The organism is Candidatus Sulfidibacterium hydrothermale (assembly GCF_020149915.1).
Taxonomy (GTDB): Bacteria; Bacteroidota; Bacteroidia; order Bacteroidales; family F082; genus Sulfidibacterium; species Sulfidibacterium hydrothermale.
Map to the genome: position 1 here is coordinate 1,184,151 of NZ_CP083760.1, position 16,842 is coordinate 1,200,992.

Consider the following 16,842-nt stretch of genomic DNA (forward strand, 5'->3'; position numbering starts at 1 on the left):
CAACAAAACAAGAAGCTATGACAAAAGCCATTAATCCGGCCAATATGGATCCCTCTGTAAAGCCGGGCGATAATTTTTATTTATACGTCAATGGCGGATGGATCAAGAGTCATCCCATTCCGCCTGAGTACAGCCAATACGGGGCGTTTACAGTGTTGTACGAAAACAACCAGAAAGAGTTAAAAGCGCTGGTGGATGAGATTGCTCAAAAGAAGAACGTAAAGCCGGGAAGTATAGAGCAAAAAATTCGAGATTTCTATAATAGCGGAATGGATACAGTAAGGATTGAAAAACAAGGAATCAATCCGGTAAAACCTGAGCTGGAAAGAATTGCTGCCATTAAAAACAAACAACAGGTACAACAAGAACTGGCTCATTTGCATACTATTGGCGTACATCCGCTGTTTTATTTCTATGCCGGTGCTGATGAAAAAAACAGTACCATGGAGATTGCCAATTTGTATCAGGGCGGATTGGGCTTGCCCGATGTTTCGTATTATACCGAAGACACTCCCACCAATAAAAAGTTGCGGCAGAAATATCAGAAACATATTGCCAATATGTTTCGTCTGAAAGGTGATGATGCTAAAACAGCCGATAAAAAAGCAGCTGAAGTGATGGCACTCGAAACACAACTGGCTAAAACATCGTTTACCCGGCAAGAGCTGAGAAGCCCGGAAAAGAATTATAATAAAATGCCGCTGGACAAGCTGCAGAAGCTGGCACCCGGGTTGAACTGGAAAGCTTATTTTACCGGTATCGGATTGCAAGATCCGGGAGAAATCAATGTGGGACAACCCCGCTTTTTTACCGGTATGAGCCAGCTTTTAGAAGAAACTCCTGTGAAAGTGTGGCAGGCTTATTTTGAGTGGAATGTGCTGAGTGATGCCGCACCTTATCTGAGTAAAAAGTTTGTTCAGGAGAATTTTAATTTTTACGGAAAAACCATGTCGGGACAGGAAAAAATGCGTCCCCGCTGGAAAAGGGTGATGGGAGCTACTTCATCGGGTCTTGGTGAAGCACTCGGTCAGCTTTATGTGGCCAAATATTTCCCGCCTGAATCAAAAGAGCGGATGCTGAAACTGGTGAATAACCTGAAACTGGCTTTTGCCGACCGGATTCGTAAGCTCGACTGGATGAGTGATACGACCAAGAAAAAAGCCATAGAGAAACTGAAAGCTATTACCGTAAAAGTAGGTTACCCTGATAAATGGAGAGATTATTCAAAACTGGAAGTGGTTCCGGATAATTATTTCCAGAACATAATGAATGCCAGTAAATTCGAGTTTGAATATAATTTGAATAAAGTGGGGAAACCGGTGGATAAATCCGAATGGGGAATGACACCGCAAACGGTAAATGCCTATTATAATCCGTCGAACAATGAAATTGTTTTCCCGGCAGGAATTTTACAACCGCCTTTCTTTAACAAAGACGCTGACGATGCTGTAAATTATGGTGCCATTGGCATGGTGATTGGGCATGAAATGACGCACGGCTTTGACGATCAGGGACGCAAATACGATAAAAACGGAAACATGAAAAACTGGTGGACGGCTGCTGATGCCCGCCGGTTTAAAGCCAAAACCGAAAAACTGGCCAAGTTGTACGATCATTACACGCTTCTTGACTCGTTACATATTAACGGCCAAATGACCATGGGTGAAAACATAGCCGATTTGGGAGGCCTGAATATTTCGTACGACGCTTATCAAATGGCTTTGAACGGAAAAAAACCTCCGGTTATTGACGGTTTTACCGGAACCCAGCGCTTTTTTATAGCATATGCTCAGGTGTGGCGGCAAAATATTCGTCCGCAGGAATTGGCCAAACGCCTGAAAACCGATGTGCACAGTCCGGGAGAAGCCCGCGTGAATATCCCGCCATTCAATATGGATGTTTTCATCAAGGCTTTTGATATTAAGCCCGGAGACAAATTGTATATTCCTCCGAAAGACCGGGCATATATCTGGTAACAAAACAGGAACAAAAGGAGATTACGGCAAGATTTCGTAATCTCCTTTTGTTTTGAACGGAGCCGGCTTTTTTCGTCTTTTATTCTACAGGAAATCATTATTTTTGCCCCATGGAAAAGTTCTCAAAGTGGATTTTAAAACTTTTTGGCTGGCGGCTTGAAGGTGAAGCGCCGGTCGGCTACGATAAACTGTTGATTGTCGAAGCACCGCACACTTCGAATTGGGATTATCCCATTGGTATGCTGTTGATTACCTCTATCGGTGTCCGGGTGAATGTGGTGATTAAAAAAGAGTTGTTTTTCTGGCCGCTTGGTCCGCTGTTGCGATGGCTTGGTGCCATTCCCATTGATCGTAGCGGAAATCTGAGCAAGGTGGATGCATTGGCCAAACTTTTTCAGGAAAAAGATAAACTGAATCTGGCCATTACGCCGGAAGGAACCCGTTCGTTAAACAAAACCTGGAAGAAAGGTTACTATTTTATTGCGGTGAAAGCCGGAGTTCCTATTTTGCTTACGGCCATTGATTATAAACGTAAAATCGGAATAATCGGGCCCTTGTTGCATCCTACCGGAAATTATGAAGAAGACCTGAAAAAGATAGAGTCTTTTTATAAAGGGATAACAGCAAAGTTTCCTGAGAAATTTAGTCTGAGCCCGCAATACCTTAATGAAAGCAATCGGGATATTTCCTAATTTTGCACGCCTTAAGCACGTGGATATGCAAAAAGTTGCCAATCTGATTTTATGCCGTTTGCTGGGATGGGAAATTACGGGGAAGATTCCGGAAGATGTGCAGAAAGCAGTTATTATTGTGGCACCTCACACTTCGTTGTGGGATTTTGTTTACGGCCGGTTGGCTTTTTGGGTATTGGATATTCCGGTGCGTTTTATGATCAATGAAAAATATTTTATTGGCCCTTTGGGTTGGTTGTTAAAGGCTTTGGGCGGACAACCGGTACGGCAAACCCGGCCTACCCGGTTATTACTTGAAATATTTGATCATTTTAAAGCCAACGATTCTTTTTTTCTGGTCATTACTCCTGAGGGAACCCGTAAGAAAGTTGACCGTTGGAAAAAAGGATTTTATCAAATTGCATTGCAAAACGAAGTGCCGGTGGTGATGGCTTTTATTGACTATAAATATAAGAAAGGCGGAGTGGGGCCGTTGTTTTACCCCACTGGAAATTTTGATGAAGACATGAAAAAAATCGAACGGTTTTATCGCGATTTTCATGCCCGTCATCCCGAACGTTATAACTTAAGTGACGTTTATCAGAAAAAATGAAGAGGTAAAAATGGCTGAAAAAAGACGATATACTTCTATCCTGTTTAAACCGGGGAGTCTGAAAGTATTTTTGCTTTTCATTGTTTTGTTTCCTTTTTCTGTTGTGGCACAGCAGAAAAGAGCAGTTTACCAGGCTGTGGAAATAAAAGGAAAACCTCCGGTTATTGATGGACACTTGAATGATAAAGTGTGGCAGCTGGCTTCGTGGGGCGATCATTTTATCCAGTTTGAGCCTTATAACGAAAAATCACCCACGCAAAAAACTGCGTTTAAGATTTTGTATGACAACAACAACCTGTATGTAGGAATTCGTTGTTATGATACCGACCCGGCTAAAATTGAGAAGATTCTTTCCCGTAGGGATAAAACCGATGGCGATTGGGTTGGCGTGGGAATTGACAGTTATCATGATAAATTAACCGGATTTGTTTTTTCTACCAATGCAGTAGGTGTAAAATGGGACGGGAAATTTACCAATGACGATAATCTGGATGCTACATGGGATCCGGTTTGGTACGTAAGAACCTCTATCGATTCGCTCGGATGGGTGGCCGAAATGCGTATTCCCTTGTCTCAGCTTCGCTTTGCCAAAGCAAAAAATCATGTGTGGGGATTGCAGATTATCCGGAAAATATACCGGAATCAGGAGATGGATATCTGGTCGCCTCAGTCAAAATCGGAGTCGGGCTGGGTAAGCCATTGGGGAGAACTTACCGGAATTGATAACATTCATCCCAAAAAGGAGATCGCTTTAACACCTTATGTTGTCGGAAAACTGACCACCGAAAAAAAGGAAGAAGGTAATCCTTTTGCTCCGGGCGTAACTTCTGATTACTCATTGGGCCTTGACGGAAAAATTGCGGTGACCAATGATTTAACCCTGAATTTTACCATTAACCCTGATTTTGGCCAGGTAGAAGCGGATCCTTCCACCGTAAATCTTTCGGCTTTTGAAACCTATTTTCAGGAAAGGCGGCCCTTTTTTGTGGAAGAAAGCAATATTTTCAGTTTCCCGCTTTCGGCCGGTGGACGGAATGGCCGGGAAAATCTGTTTTACTCACGGCGTATTGGCCGGGCTCCGCACAATTATCCTGAGCTTTCAGATGGAGAGTATGCAAAAGTTCCGAATGCTACCCGTATTTTAGGCGCTTTGAAACTTTCCGGAAAAACCCGAAATGGCTGGTCTGTTGGTGTAATGGAAAGTTTGACTAACGATACCAAAGCCACGATTGACAGTGCCGGTGTTCGTAGTAAGCAAACCATCGAACCGTTGACCAATTATTTTAATGCGCGGGTTCAGAAAGACATAAAAAAAGGAAAAACGATGGTAGGGGGAATGGTAACGGCCACCAATCGTTTTATTAAAGACAGCAGTCTGATGTATCTGCCCGATGCGGCTTATACCGGGGGAATCGATTTTCAGACTTTCTGGAAAGACAAAACATATACTTTGAGTGCCAAGGCTTATGGCAGCAGCCTTTCGGGGACTACCGAAGCCATCACCGATTTACAGGAATCGTCACGACGTTATTACCAGAAACCGGATGGCTCTCGTACTCTGGATACGACGCTTCATCTTTTACAAGGTACCGGCGCCAGTACGGAGTTTGCTAAAATAGGCGGCCACTGGCGGTTTGGGATTAGCGGAACCATGTACAGCCCCGGACTTGAACTAAATGATCAGGGATACATGCGTATTGCCGATATGATCAAACAGGGTTTTTGGACCAGTTACCAGCTGTGGGATCCGTTTGGTATTTTCCGATCAATGAGTATCCGGTTGGGGCAGCGAAGTGGTTTTGACTTTAAAGGTGAAAATACATACACAGGATACAGTTTTCATTTTAATACGCAGTTTAAAAATTACTGGACGCTGAACATCGGAGTCTATCGCAGTGGTTGGAACCTGGATCGTCATGAACTGCGTGGCGGGCCTTCTTTGTTGTTGCCGGGCGGATGGAGCTTTTGGGGTGGAGTAGGAACCAACCGGCAAAAGAAACTTTCGGCCGGGATCAGTTTTAGTACCGGAAAAGGTGATCAGGATTTTAACCGCTCTACCGGTTGGAATTTCCATGTTACCTACAGGCCTGTTCCGGCATTAAAATTATCACTTAGCCCAAGTTATTCCACTTCAAGAAAGGATTTAATTTATATTTCGACGGAAGAAATTAATAACCAGTCGCTTTATCTGGTTTCTTCTATTGAAAAAACGATCTTTTCAGCCAGTGTACGCATCAATTTCTCATTTACTCCCGATTTGTCTTTGGAATATTGGGGACAGCCGTTTCTTTTCTCCGGAAATTATTATGGCTTTAAAAAAGTAACCCATCCCAACCAGAAAGATTTCCGTTCGCAGTTTCATCTGTATGCAGATAATGAAATTAGTTATAATCAGGATGATAACGAGTATATCGTTGATGATAACGGTGACGGACAAACGGATTACACATTTTATAATCCTGATTTTAGTTTTATGGAGTTCCGGTCAAACATGGTGTTGCGCTGGGAATTTGTTCCGGGTTCCACTTTCTTCTTTGTCTGGTCGCAGGAACGTAGTGACAGTAACAGCGACGGAGAATTTGCTTTTGGTGATAATTTTGACCAGCTTTTCAAAATTCATCCAACGAATGTTTTTCTTATTAAATTTTCTTATCGGATCAGTATGTAAAATTTCTTAAAAATGAGGGAATCAAAAATAAAATGGCAGTTGTCTGGGGATATGAATTCCGTTTGTTTTGTATCAGAGGGACAACAGAATAAAATGATTCCCGTTAACTCAATACAAATTAGTCTAATATTTAAATTGAAATAATGAGCGTTACCCTACAACGTGTAAAAAATAAAAAACAAAGAAAAGATTTTGTTGATCTCCCTTTCGAGATTTACAAAGGGAATGCTTACTGGGTGCCGCCTTTGAAATCGGAAGAGATGAAAAGTCTTTTGCCCGATTCTCATCCGGCTTTGCGGTTTTGCGAAGTGGAATACTGGGTTGCTTATCGTCAAAACAAACCGGTAGGACGCATTGCGGCTATTATCAATCACCAATACAACGAAAAAACAGGAAAGAAATTCGGACGTTTTTCCAAACTGGAGTTTTTTGATGATCCGGAAGTTTTTAAGGCCTTGCTGAACAAAGCGGTTTCGTGGGTTAAAGAAAAAGGAATGACCCATATTCACGGGCCACTTGGATTTACCAATTTGGATAATCAGGGGCTGCTTATAGAAGGGTTTGATTATATTCCGTCTGTGGCTTCGGTGTATCATCTTCCGTATTACCGGAAGTATCTTGAAGATTATGGTTTTGAAAAAGAAGCGGACTGGGTTGAATTCCGTCTGAATATTGGAGAAAAAGCGGTGGAAAAAGCCCGGTACGGAGCGGCACTGATCAAAAAAAGGTTTGGCCTCGAGATCATGCGCTTTACATCGAAAAAAGAGATGCTTTCCTATGCGCCGGTGCTTTTTAAGCTGGTAAATCGTTCTTTTACTTCTCTGCCTTACGTGGTGCCGTTTGATGAAGAAATGGTGAAGTTTTATACGCAAAAGTATTTTGGGGTTATTGACCCGCAATATGTCTTTTTTGTAAAAAAAGAAGAGGAAATAATCGGATTTCTGTTGGCTGTTCCTTCTTTGTCCGAAGCGTTGCAAAAAGCGGGGGGAAAGCTTTTCCCGTTTGGCTTTTATCATGTGCGTAAAGCAATGAAACATCCGGATGTTATCGACCTTTTCCTGGGGGGAGTAAAACCGGAATATGAGCGTACCGGAGCAGCCGTGGTGCTTTATGCCGAGTTGCAAGACCAAATGCTCCGAAATGGGATACGAATTATCGAAACCACCGGAGAGTTCGAGTCGAACCGGCATGTAATCAATCATTGGAAAAATTTCGATCATATTCAGCATAAACGCAGAAGATGTTTTGTCAAAGCGCTGAAATAATTAAATTGTTGTTGCTTAGCGATTTGTGTTGCGTGAAATAACTCCGGGTGCGGGCTGTTTTACGGAAGTAAATTTTGTAAGTTTGTGCACAAATTAAATTCAATGAGTGTTCAGGTTTTTCCCGTAAAAAGCAGCAGGCAAAAAAAAGATTTTGTTCATCTCCCTTTTCAGATTTATAAAGAAAATCCGTACTGGGTTCCTCCGTTAATCAGTGATGAAAAGAAATTTATGGATCCCAGGCATAATTCGGCTTTGGGGTTTTGTGACGCAGAATTTTGGATTGCTTATCGCGATGGAAAACCGGCCGGCCGGATTGCCGCAATCATTAATCATCGGTATAATGAAAAAACAGGAGAAAAAACCGGGCGTTTTTTTAAACTGGAGTTCTTTGATGATGCCGATGTCTTTAAGGCTTTGATGGATACGGCTGTACAATGGTTGAAAGAACGGGGAATGAAAAAAGTGCATGGGCCGTTGGGATTTACCAATCTGGACACACAAGGTTTGCTTGTCGAAGGGTTTGATTATATCCCTTCTGTAGCCTCGGTATATCATTTTCCCTATTACCGGAAGCATATTGAGCAATATGGTTTTAAAAAGGAAATCGATTGGCTTGAATTCCGGTTGCATATTGGAAAAACAGCAGTGGAAAAGGCTAACCGCGGAGCGGCTTTATTACGGAAACGGTTTGGCTTTGAACTGGTACAGTTCAAAAAAACCAAGGAACTTCTTCCTTACGTGAATGATTTGTTTGATGTGTTGAACCAAGCGTTTGAGCAACTTCCCTATGTGGTTCCTTTTGACAAAGCCATGCGGGAAATGTACACCCGGAAATATCTGAAATCCATCAATCCCCGGTATGTTTTCTTTGTGAAAAAGGATGAAAAAATGATTGGCTTTATGCTGACGGTTCCGTCCTGTTCGGAAGCCATGCAAAAAGCCCGGGGAAAATTATTCCCGTTTGGATTTTATTATTTAATGAAAGCGATGAAACATCCGAAGGTAATTGATTTCTTTCTCAGTGGTGTTTTACCCGAATATGAAAAACAGGGGGCTGCGGTGATGCTTTACGCGGCTGTGCAAAATCAAATGCTGAAAGATGGAATTGATACCATTGAAACCACCGGTATTTTCGAAACCAACCGGAATGCCATCTCAAACTGGAAAAACTTTGAACATATTCAGCATAAACGCCGCCGTTGTTTTGTAAAAGCAATCTGAAAAAACGGCTAAAAAGGGAAAGAATCTTTATCTTTGTTCTGATTATACAGAAATATAGAATACATGAAATACAAACGAATTCTTCTGAAATTAAGTGGAGAAGCCCTCATGGGAGGTAAGTCTTACGGCATTGATCCCCAAACGCTTTCGCGTTATGCCGAAGAAATTGTAACGGTGGTAAAACAAGGAGTAGAAACAGGAATTGTTATTGGCGGTGGAAATATCTTTCGCGGATTGCAAGGGGCAGCCGAAGGTTTTGACCGGGTTCAGGGCGATTACATGGGAATGCTGGCTACGGTAATTAATGCCATGGCCCTGCAATCGGAACTGGAAAAACAAGGATTGAAAGTAAAACTCCTTTCCGGACTTTCTATTGACCGGATTGCTGATTCGGCCAGCAGCCGTAAAATTACGGAAGCATTGGATGCCGGATTTGTGGTTATTGTAGCCGGTGGAACAGGAAATCCGTTTTTTACTACCGATACAGCAGCAGCCCTGCGTGCAGTGGAAATGCATGCCGATGTTTTACTGAAGGGAACCCGCGTGGACGGTATTTATACGGCTGATCCGGAAAAAGATCCGACGGCTGTGAAATTTGATACGATTACCTTTGATGAAGCTTACGAAAGGAAGCTGAAAGTTATGGATATGACGGCATTTACTCTTTGCCGGGAAAATGACCTTCCGATCCTGGTTTTTGACATGAACCAAAAAGGAAACCTGGAAAAAGCTGTTTCCGGTGAAAATATCGGAACAGTTGTCCATAATTGATTCAGGGGAAAAAACTACGCTTCTTTCTGAGCAGTATATTTCCGCCATTTTTCTATTACCATTTGCATGTCTTCCGGCATAGGAGATGAAAATTCCAGCATTTTTCCTGAAACCGGATGCTCAAAACCAAGTGTCTGGGCATGTAAAGCCTGACGTGGCAGTATTTTAAAGCAGTTTTGTACAAACTGTTTGTATTTGGTAAACAGTGTGCCTTTCAGAATCTGATTGCCGCCATAGCGTTCGTCACTGAATAACGGGTGGCCGATATACCGGAAATGAGCTCTGATCTGGTGCGTTCGTCCGGTTTCAAGCCGGCATTCAACCAGGGTAACATATCCAAAACGTTCGATAACTCGATAATGCGTTACCGCATGTTTTCCGTAGGATCCATCCGGAAAAACAGTCATCATTCGCCGGTCTTTGGGATGCCGGCCCAGATTACCGGTAATGGTTCCCTCATTTTCATCAAAGTCACCCCAAACCAAAGCCTGATAAGTTCGTTTTACGCGATGATCAAAAAATTGTTTTGCCAGCTTAGTCTGGGCCAGTTCATTTTTGGCTACCAGCAGCAATCCGCTGGTATCTTTATCGATGCGGTGTACCAGATAGCCAAATCCGTTTTCAACTTCTTTGGTGTTGTTTTTTTTGAAATATCCGGCCAGCGCATTCAATAATGTTCCGGTGTAATTGGCATGTGCGGGGTGTACAACCATCCCGGCAGGTTTATTTACAACAATTACATCTTTATCTTCGTAAACGACCTGGACGGGAATATCTTCCGGAAGAATTTCTGTGTCGCGGGGCGGATGAGACAAAACCACGGAAATGACATCACCCGGTTTTACTTTGTAATTGGATTTAACCGCTTTGTCGTTCACCAAAATATTTCCGGCTGCAGCAGCCAGCTGTATTTTATTTCGCGAAGTGTTGGCAATACGTTGAAACAAAAATTTATCAATGCGCAACGGCTCCTGACCAGGATCTACCGGAATGCGGAAATGTTCAAATAATTCAAGCCCATCGTTTGTGATGAGATAAGGTTCTTTTTCTGTCATGGTCAGTGTCTAACAATAAATTTAATGGTGTAGTTTTTTATTCCGTATTGTAGCTGCAACAAATACATGCCATCGGGAAGAAACGATACGTTCAGCGAGGGCGTGGTCATATTGATCTGTGGAATGATCTTTCGTCCAAATAAATCATATACGTTTACAATAGCCGGATGCTGCGGATCGATAAGAATGCCCGCAAAATGCAGCTGACTTCGTACAGGATTGGGATAAACACTACAGGTTTCTGTGTTTGTTGACTGGCTTGGTATGCCAAGGATCATATTTTGTCCGACTACCGGCCGGATGAGCAGGGCGCCTTTAAACTTTGTCTGATACCAGGCTCCTTCTGAGAAATAGAAAATGTCTTCTCCGGCATCATGGTTTGCATCAAATCCTACATTTAAACTTTGGTCCTGTTGACGATAGCCCACATAAATGGTTCCGGAAACCAAAACAGGAGTATCCAGTTTGTAAGTGGTAAACGGGTAAAGCCCATCTTCCCAATGTACCTGCTGGTTAACTTGTTTGTAAATCACTTCTCCCGGTTTGCCGTTGTTGTCGCGCCAGATCATCAGATCAAAAAGGCGGGTGGGCGAACTTTTGGTTTTATTGAAATAAATCCGCACAGCCTGTAAGGTGTCGGCTATCTTCAGTTGAAAACGGTAAGCCAGTTCTGCTCCTGCCGGTTCCAATGAATAGCCCAACTCCGGTGTTCCGTCATCGTAAGCGTATTCGTTATAAAATCCCTGCCGGTAAACCATGGAGTCGACCAGCGGAGGAGAAACGGATGAATCACTGATGTAATGCTTGATAATGTAAGATGTTGTATCGCGGTCGTAATCGAGCGAAAAAAGACTGTTGACCGGCGGACAGGCTTGTGCTGCTCCGCAGCTGGTATTACAATCCTGAAATCCGGCTTCGTAAAAGGGATTTAAAACACAGGTGCCGCCATCGTAACCATACCCAAAGTTTCCGTTTACCTGATGCACTTGATAAAAATAATGAATATCGTGAGGCTGATTATCCCGGTTGGCGATGTAAACATGAAAATCGGGAGTAAGCGAGTTGGTAGGATCAGAACGGTATTGACGATAAGGCATTTCCGTGTATCTTTTCAGAAAATTGGGATGGGTTCCTGAAAAAGCAATGGCCCGGTAGGTGGTATCTTTGGCAGACCGTCCGGCATTCAGATAAATATCATCCACGTTCCATTCATCTACATTGCTTTGCCAAACCGGCGTAATGCTGTTGGCAATGCTGGCTTTGTTGTAAAACTGAAATTGAAATCCTTTATAAAAACAACTTGATTGTGATAATGGAATCAGTACCTGAACAAAATCTTTCCCATATTCTTCTTTGAATTGTTCCAATGTCATTCCCGGAGAGCTCCAGACTTTTACCCAGCGTTTTTCCGGAGCAAAAACCGAGTCGCACGGAAAAAGAAGACTGTCGCCCCATACCAATGTTTGGTAGTTGATGAGATAAAAATTGGTGTCGCAGGGCGAAATGCCGCGCAAGGTGTCCAGTGGAAAAATCGTATCCTGCGGGCTTTTCAGGTAAAGATTAGCGGAAACCCACACCGAGTCGATACGGGAAAATACGGTGTCGCCTGTTAATTCATGAAAAACCAGGATAAGCGAATCGCCTTTTTCGGGAGCATCTCCATAGCCCTGAGGCTGATAATAAAAACTTAAGTAAACCGAGTCAGCAGGAGTAAGTTTCCGGGGAACCGGTGAAAAAACAGAATCCAGACGCAAAGGCTGTGAAGTTAAATGGTCTGCCCGGAAAGGTACCGAAATGGCATTTCCGTAAATACTACCGGTGGAATCCAGCGCGTCAAAAGTAGCGACTCCCTGGTCTGGAGGTAAATAGCCGAAACCATTATTAACAAATACCGCTTTTTCTACCCAACGCCGACTGTCAGGAAAAGGGTCTGGTGTTTTAAAATTGTCAAAAAAGGGAAGCGACAGGTAATTTGTTTCGGTTTCATCCGTTTTAAAGCGGGGTTTGTTTTTTTGTTGTAACCATGCCTGATGAACCGTATTGTTGTAAAACAGACCCGTTAGCCTTTCCTGAGCCTGCAAGAAAGCCGGCAAAACAATAATGAATAGTCCGATAATGCCGAATCCTTTTTTTGTCATGGGGCAGAAGTTTGGGTGCTGTCGGGCATAGGAGGAATAGAGTCTTGTGGAATAGAATCTGACAACATTTCCTGGATATATTGTTTGAAATCAAAATTCTCATCCGAACGATACCAAATATCCACCGGACTGCCCAGTTCCAGTAAAGTTCGGCTCCGGTATGCGGGTTCTGTTTTATAAACCCGGGCATGTGTGGTATCATCACCATCCAGAAAATATTCTTTTCCTACATTGAGCGAAGCATAATGCAGTGCTTCATGTGCTTGTTTTACTTTTTTCCCGATAAGAAAAGGCAACGGAACCGGCAACGGATTATTTCCTTTGCCTACCACTAAACCAATAGGTGTTCCTTTCGGGATTTTTGTTCCCGGCTGAATGGGCTCGTCGTTCAATAATTGATCAACGACAGCGTTTCGTGCAAAATAGTCAACATATTTTAGCCCTTTTACCGGTAGTCCTTTTCCGTCCAGTAAAACCAATGCTTGCCGTAGAGATAAGTTCCTTAAATCGGGCATTTTAACCATTTCGGGGGTTTTGGCCACAATGGTTAAATACACATGACGTCCTTTTTTTACTTTGGCACCAGGCAAAGGGTTTTGCATGACAATGGAACCGGGCGCATGATGAATATCGTATACCGAATCGATAACGATTAAATCAAAATATTGGTTGAACCCTTTTTGATCAAGTTCCGAAACAGTTTGTCCGCTAAAATTGGGGACCAGATATACTTTTCCATGGCGGGTAAAAACATTAAGAAATTGAAACACTCCCCAAATTAAAATCAATGTTAATACAATGGAAATCAATAAGTGGAGGTAGAATTTCTTTTGTCCTAAAAAATAAAAAAAGCCCATGTTTGATTTTTTAACCGAAATGTGCCAGAAATTGGCTTTAAAATTTAACTTTGTTCTGTCGTTTTTATTGTATAATGTGCAAAGGTAAAAATATTTGGAATGGCAAAGGACAGAACCCTTTTGCCGGACTGAAAATATCAAACATAAAACAGGGTAAATAAAACCAAAATTTTAAATCCATGAAGAAAAATATAGCCGTTGTTTGTGGAGGAAACTCCGGCGAATTTGAAATTTCCATGGCCAGTGGAAAAATGGCCTATACCCACATCGACAGGGAAAAATACAATCTCTTTTTAATTGTTATGGAAGATGACCGGTGGTTTTATTTACGGGATGACGGCGAAAAATTACCGGTCAACAAAAGTGATTTTTCGGTTACGGACGGCAAAAAGATCATTCGTTTTGATGCCGTTTTTAATGCCATACACGGGACTCCCGGCGAAGACGGAAAATTACAGGGCTATTTCGACCTGCTGCATATTCCATATACCTCTTGTGGCGTTGATGCATCGGCACTTAGCTTTAATAAATTTATGTGTAACCGTTTTATTCGGTCATTTGGAGTGAAAACGGCAGCATCTTTTTCTTTTTTGCGTGGAGAGCCCATTGATAAAATTGATGTGTTGGATGCTTTGGGATTGCCGGTGTTTATAAAACCTTCGGGCAGCGGATCCAGCGTGGGGGTTTCAAAAGTCAGTAAACCTGAAGATTTTGATGCCGCTGTAGAAAGTGCATTTCGTGAAGATAACCGTATCCTGATTGAAGAAGCGATACCGGGACGTGAAATTGCCTGCGGCGTGGTGAGAAAAAGAAAGGAACTGCTGGTATTTCCGCTTACTGAAATCATTACCAGTAATGAGTTTTTCGACTACGATGCCAAATATTCCGGAAAATCACTCGAAATTACACCGGCAGAACTTCCGCTGGAGGCCGAGACGGATATTAAAACGCTTTCGTCTATGCTTTACCGGCAAATGGATTGTAAAGGTTTTGTCCGGTTCGACTATATTCTTACCGATACCGACCTGTATTTTCTGGAGCTGAATTCCATCCCCGGAATGTCTGAACATAGCCTGATTCCGCAGCAGGCCGAAGCATTTGGTATTTCGTTGCGTGAGCTCTTTACCATGGTGGTGGATAATCTTTTTGAAGAGGAAGCGTAATCCGCCTCTCTTCGTTTTATGTTTTTGTATCCTCGGTGAAAATCCATACTTTTGCCCTTGAATTTAAAAGCACTGAAAATGGATATTTTTGATAAATGTGAGGTGAATATGGGGCCTCTTGGCATGTATGCCAAACAGTCGGAAGGGTATTACATGTTTCCGAAACTGGAAGGAGAAATCTCCAATAAAATGATGTTCATGGGGAAAGAAAGGCTGGTCTGGAGTCTGAACAACTATCTCGGACTGGCTAATCATCCTGAAGTCAGAAAAGCGGATGCTGATGCAGCACGCGACTGGGGGCTGGCTTATCCCATGGGCGCCCGGATGATGTCAGGACATACTAAATACCACGAAGAACTGGAACAGCAGTTGGCATCGTTTGTAAACCGTCCGGCCGCTTATTTGCTGAATTACGGTTATCAGGGAATGGTGTCGATCATCAATGCCATTGTAAATCGTAATGATGTAATCGTGTACGATTCTGAAGCCCATGCCTGTATTATTGACGGAATGCGTCTCCATTTCGGAAAACGCTTTGTTTATCCGCATAATGATATGGAGAACTTGGAAAAAGAATTGGCCCGGGCAACCAAACTGGTAGAAAAAACCGGCGGCGGAATCTTGTTAATTACGGAAGGCGTTTACGGTATGGCTGGTGATTTGGGTAACTTGCCTGAAATTGTTGAGCTGAAAAAGAAATATAAGTTCCGTATTTTGATAGATGATGCACATGGTTTTGGAACGATGGGACCAACCGGTGCAGGAACCGATGAACATTTTGGTGTTCAGGATCAGGTGGATCTTTATTTTGGAACCTTTGCAAAATCCATGGCCGGAATTGGTGCTTTTGTCGCAGGTGATACCCGGGTAATCAAGTATTTGCAGTATAATATGCGGTCGCAGATTTTTGCAAAATCGTTACCTATGCCTATGGTGATTGGTGCCATGAAACGGTTGCAGATGTTACGTGAAGAACCGGAACACCGCGAAAAACTCTGGACTATCGTCAATGCTTTGCAAAAAGGATTACGTGAAGCCGGATTAAATATTGGGAAAACCGCTTCTCCGGTTACGCCGGTGATGTTGAACGGAACGATTCCGGAAGCCACTCAGATAACCTACGATTTACGTGAAAATTATGATATTTTCTGCTCCATTGTGGTTTATCCGGTAGTACCGAAAGGAACCATCCTTTTACGCCTTATTCCAACTGCCGTGCATACTCTCGAAGATGTGGAATATACCGTGAAAGCCTTTAAAGAAGTGAAACAAAAATTGGACAATAAAGAATACTCGGAAGAGTTTAAGATTGCCAATGATTAAGCACTTTTGCTGAAGAATCTAAAAAAGGCCGGATAATGATTTCATCCGGCTTTTTTTATTTGATATTAAAACGGGGAACATTCCAAAGGACTGTGCCAGCGTTTTTTGCTTCTCATCCGGTTTGGATTGATAATCCTGATTTTGTCGAAAGCAAATGTGAGGCTGATTTCGTGTGAAGGGCCGGTAAAATTGGTGTTGCGAGAAGTATTCATGTCGAAAGAGTACATTACTTTCATCCGGCTGATATTGTTTAATGGGATATTTAAACCAACCATCCATACCAACGTAGTAAAACTGGATGTATTAAAAACTTCATTTCTGAACCATGCGCCGAAATAAACATTGGATACATAGGCGTTTATTCCTATGGCCAGGAGATCCATGTCGGCTTGCGACTGATATAGAATTCCCGGATCAATTTTAAATTCTCTGGCGCGGCCGTAATATCCTCTGTTTTTCTTGAAATCAATGATAAAATCCATGTGCGCTACCCATTTTCTTGGGAGCGGAGATATATCTTGTAAAAAAGACTGGTCTGGTTCTGTAATATGATGAACGGCGAGACCAAAGGTTCCGGTTACATTATTAATCTTCAGCTGATAAATACCTCCGATGGAGAAATCGGGAAATACGGCCGGTTTGCTGTCCGGATAGGAAAAACTGCTCGGACTGATGTTTCCAAGTCGCGGGTCTAATTGATCAGAAAAAACAAGGTTTTCCCATTTTACCTGGCGAGACATGACAGAAATCAAAGCCCCAAATTGAAGAAGCGAGAACCCGTTGATTTGAATACGAACCGATGGCATAAATCCAAAAGTAGTGGTTTGCAGCATACCGACTCCTTCTGTTACCGAAGAAGCAATGATGCCAATTCCTCCTGCCCCCGGGATATTTCTGTCGGCAATATCGGCACTAAAAGAGTAAGCTTTATAGTCGCCAGGCAGACTGGTCCATTGCCTCCTTCCGTCAAACCGTATTTTAAGTCCGGTGGTTAAACCGACGTATGCCGGATTGTAATAAGTTGGATTATTAAAAAACTGCGAAAAAGTGATATCTTGTGCATACAATGGGTAAAAAGCAGACAACAACAGAAAAACTGCAGACAAGAATATTCTATTTAG

Annotated in this window: 13 protein-coding genes; 9 read left to right on the plus strand and 4 right to left on the minus strand. The window is 42.6% G+C overall.

All coding sequences use genetic code 11. The annotated features are described in order from the left end of the window. Nucleotides 1-17: 17 nt before the first annotated feature. The 7 genes from LA303_RS04625 (at nucleotide 18) to pyrH (ending at nucleotide 9,185) form a co-directional block, all read left to right on the plus strand. Nucleotides 18-1,976 (plus strand): M13 family metallopeptidase, encoded by a 1,959-nt coding sequence (locus LA303_RS04625; RefSeq protein ID WP_240526762.1) that lies wholly within the window; start codon nucleotides 18-20, stop codon nucleotides 1,974-1,976. Between the two features lie 110 nt (nucleotides 1,977-2,086). Beyond that, nucleotides 2,087-2,668, plus strand: coding sequence for a lysophospholipid acyltransferase family protein (locus LA303_RS04630; protein ID WP_240526763.1), 582 nt, complete (start codon nucleotides 2,087-2,089; stop codon nucleotides 2,666-2,668). Between the two features lie 25 nt (nucleotides 2,669-2,693). After that, a complete protein-coding gene (locus LA303_RS04635; RefSeq protein WP_240526764.1) occupies nucleotides 2,694-3,260 on the plus strand; it encodes a 1-acyl-sn-glycerol-3-phosphate acyltransferase in 567 nt (188 codons plus the stop codon). Nucleotides 3,261-3,270: 10 nt separating this feature from the next. Further along, nucleotides 3,271-5,928 carry a DUF5916 domain-containing protein gene (locus LA303_RS04640; protein ID WP_240526765.1) on the plus strand — a complete coding sequence of 886 codons (2,658 nt, stop codon included), beginning with the start codon at nucleotides 3,271-3,273 and terminating at the stop codon, nucleotides 5,926-5,928. A 143-nt stretch (nucleotides 5,929-6,071) separates the two neighbouring features. Then, the gene (locus LA303_RS04645) at nucleotides 6,072-7,193 is read left to right on the plus strand and encodes a GNAT family N-acetyltransferase (RefSeq protein WP_240526766.1); all 1,122 of its coding nucleotides are present in this window, start codon (nucleotides 6,072-6,074) and stop codon (nucleotides 7,191-7,193) included. Between the two features lie 102 nt (nucleotides 7,194-7,295). Next, nucleotides 7,296-8,414: a GNAT family N-acetyltransferase gene (locus tag LA303_RS04650; protein WP_240526767.1), complete on the plus strand. Its 1,119-nt coding sequence runs from the start codon at nucleotides 7,296-7,298 to the stop codon at nucleotides 8,412-8,414. Nucleotides 8,415-8,477: 63 nt separating this feature from the next. Beyond that, the gene (gene pyrH / locus LA303_RS04655) at nucleotides 8,478-9,185 is read left to right on the plus strand and encodes a UMP kinase (protein ID WP_240526768.1); all 708 of its coding nucleotides are present in this window, start codon (nucleotides 8,478-8,480) and stop codon (nucleotides 9,183-9,185) included. Nucleotides 9,186-9,199: 14 nt separating this feature from the next. Here pyrH and LA303_RS04660 read toward each other — a convergent pair whose 3' ends face one another. Genes LA303_RS04660 through LA303_RS04670 form a run of 3 tightly spaced genes read right to left on the minus strand, consistent with a single transcriptional unit; the run spans nucleotide 9,200 to nucleotide 13,235 of the window. Then, nucleotides 9,200-10,240, minus strand: coding sequence for an RluA family pseudouridine synthase (locus LA303_RS04660; RefSeq protein WP_240526769.1), 1,041 nt, complete (start codon nucleotides 10,238-10,240; stop codon nucleotides 9,200-9,202). A gap of 2 nt (nucleotides 10,241-10,242) precedes the next feature. Next, on the minus strand, nucleotides 10,243-12,378 hold the full coding sequence (locus LA303_RS04665) for a T9SS type A sorting domain-containing protein (RefSeq protein WP_240526770.1): 2,136 nt from the start codon (nucleotides 12,376-12,378) through the stop codon (nucleotides 10,243-10,245). Then, nucleotides 12,375-13,235 (minus strand): PASTA domain-containing protein, encoded by an 861-nt coding sequence (locus LA303_RS04670; RefSeq protein ID WP_240526771.1) that lies wholly within the window; start codon nucleotides 13,233-13,235, stop codon nucleotides 12,375-12,377. The genes LA303_RS04665 and LA303_RS04670 overlap by 4 nt, the downstream gene beginning before the upstream one ends. 179 nt (nucleotides 13,236-13,414) lie before the next feature. On the opposite strand from LA303_RS04670, the gene LA303_RS04675 reads away from it, so the two are divergent. Beyond that, nucleotides 13,415-14,398 carry a D-alanine--D-alanine ligase gene (locus tag LA303_RS04675; protein ID WP_240526772.1) on the plus strand — a complete coding sequence of 328 codons (984 nt, stop codon included), beginning with the start codon at nucleotides 13,415-13,417 and terminating at the stop codon, nucleotides 14,396-14,398. 78 nt (nucleotides 14,399-14,476) lie between these two features. Then, a complete protein-coding gene (locus LA303_RS04680) occupies nucleotides 14,477-15,721 on the plus strand; it encodes an aminotransferase class I/II-fold pyridoxal phosphate-dependent enzyme (protein WP_240526773.1) in 1,245 nt (414 codons plus the stop codon). Between the two features lie 65 nt (nucleotides 15,722-15,786). On the opposite strand, the gene LA303_RS04685 is transcribed toward LA303_RS04680, so the two are convergent. Next, nucleotides 15,787-16,827: a PorP/SprF family type IX secretion system membrane protein gene (locus LA303_RS04685; protein ID WP_240526774.1), complete on the minus strand. Its 1,041-nt coding sequence runs from the start codon at nucleotides 16,825-16,827 to the stop codon at nucleotides 15,787-15,789. Nucleotides 16,828-16,842: the final 15 nt, after the last annotated feature.

Coding starts and splice junctions, on each gene's coding strand:
- LA303_RS04625 (WP_240526762.1), top strand. CDS start 18: ATGACAAAAGCCATTAATCCGGCCAATATGGATCCCTCTGTAAAGCCG.
- LA303_RS04630 (WP_240526763.1), top strand. CDS start 2,087: ATGGAAAAGTTCTCAAAGTGGATTTTAAAACTTTTTGGCTGGCGGCTT.
- LA303_RS04635 (WP_240526764.1), top strand. CDS start 2,694: ATGCAAAAAGTTGCCAATCTGATTTTATGCCGTTTGCTGGGATGGGAA.
- LA303_RS04640 (WP_240526765.1), top strand. CDS start 3,271: ATGGCTGAAAAAAGACGATATACTTCTATCCTGTTTAAACCGGGGAGT.
- LA303_RS04645 (WP_240526766.1), top strand. CDS start 6,072: ATGAGCGTTACCCTACAACGTGTAAAAAATAAAAAACAAAGAAAAGAT.
- LA303_RS04650 (WP_240526767.1), top strand. CDS start 7,296: ATGAGTGTTCAGGTTTTTCCCGTAAAAAGCAGCAGGCAAAAAAAAGAT.
- pyrH (WP_240526768.1), top strand. CDS start 8,478: ATGAAATACAAACGAATTCTTCTGAAATTAAGTGGAGAAGCCCTCATG.
- LA303_RS04660 (WP_240526769.1), bottom strand. CDS start 10,240: ATGACAGAAAAAGAACCTTATCTCATCACAAACGATGGGCTTGAATTA.
- LA303_RS04665 (WP_240526770.1), bottom strand. CDS start 12,378: ATGACAAAAAAAGGATTCGGCATTATCGGACTATTCATTATTGTTTTG.
- LA303_RS04670 (WP_240526771.1), bottom strand. CDS start 13,235: ATGGGCTTTTTTTATTTTTTAGGACAAAAGAAATTCTACCTCCACTTA.
- LA303_RS04675 (WP_240526772.1), top strand. CDS start 13,415: ATGAAGAAAAATATAGCCGTTGTTTGTGGAGGAAACTCCGGCGAATTT.
- LA303_RS04680 (WP_240526773.1), top strand. CDS start 14,477: ATGGATATTTTTGATAAATGTGAGGTGAATATGGGGCCTCTTGGCATG.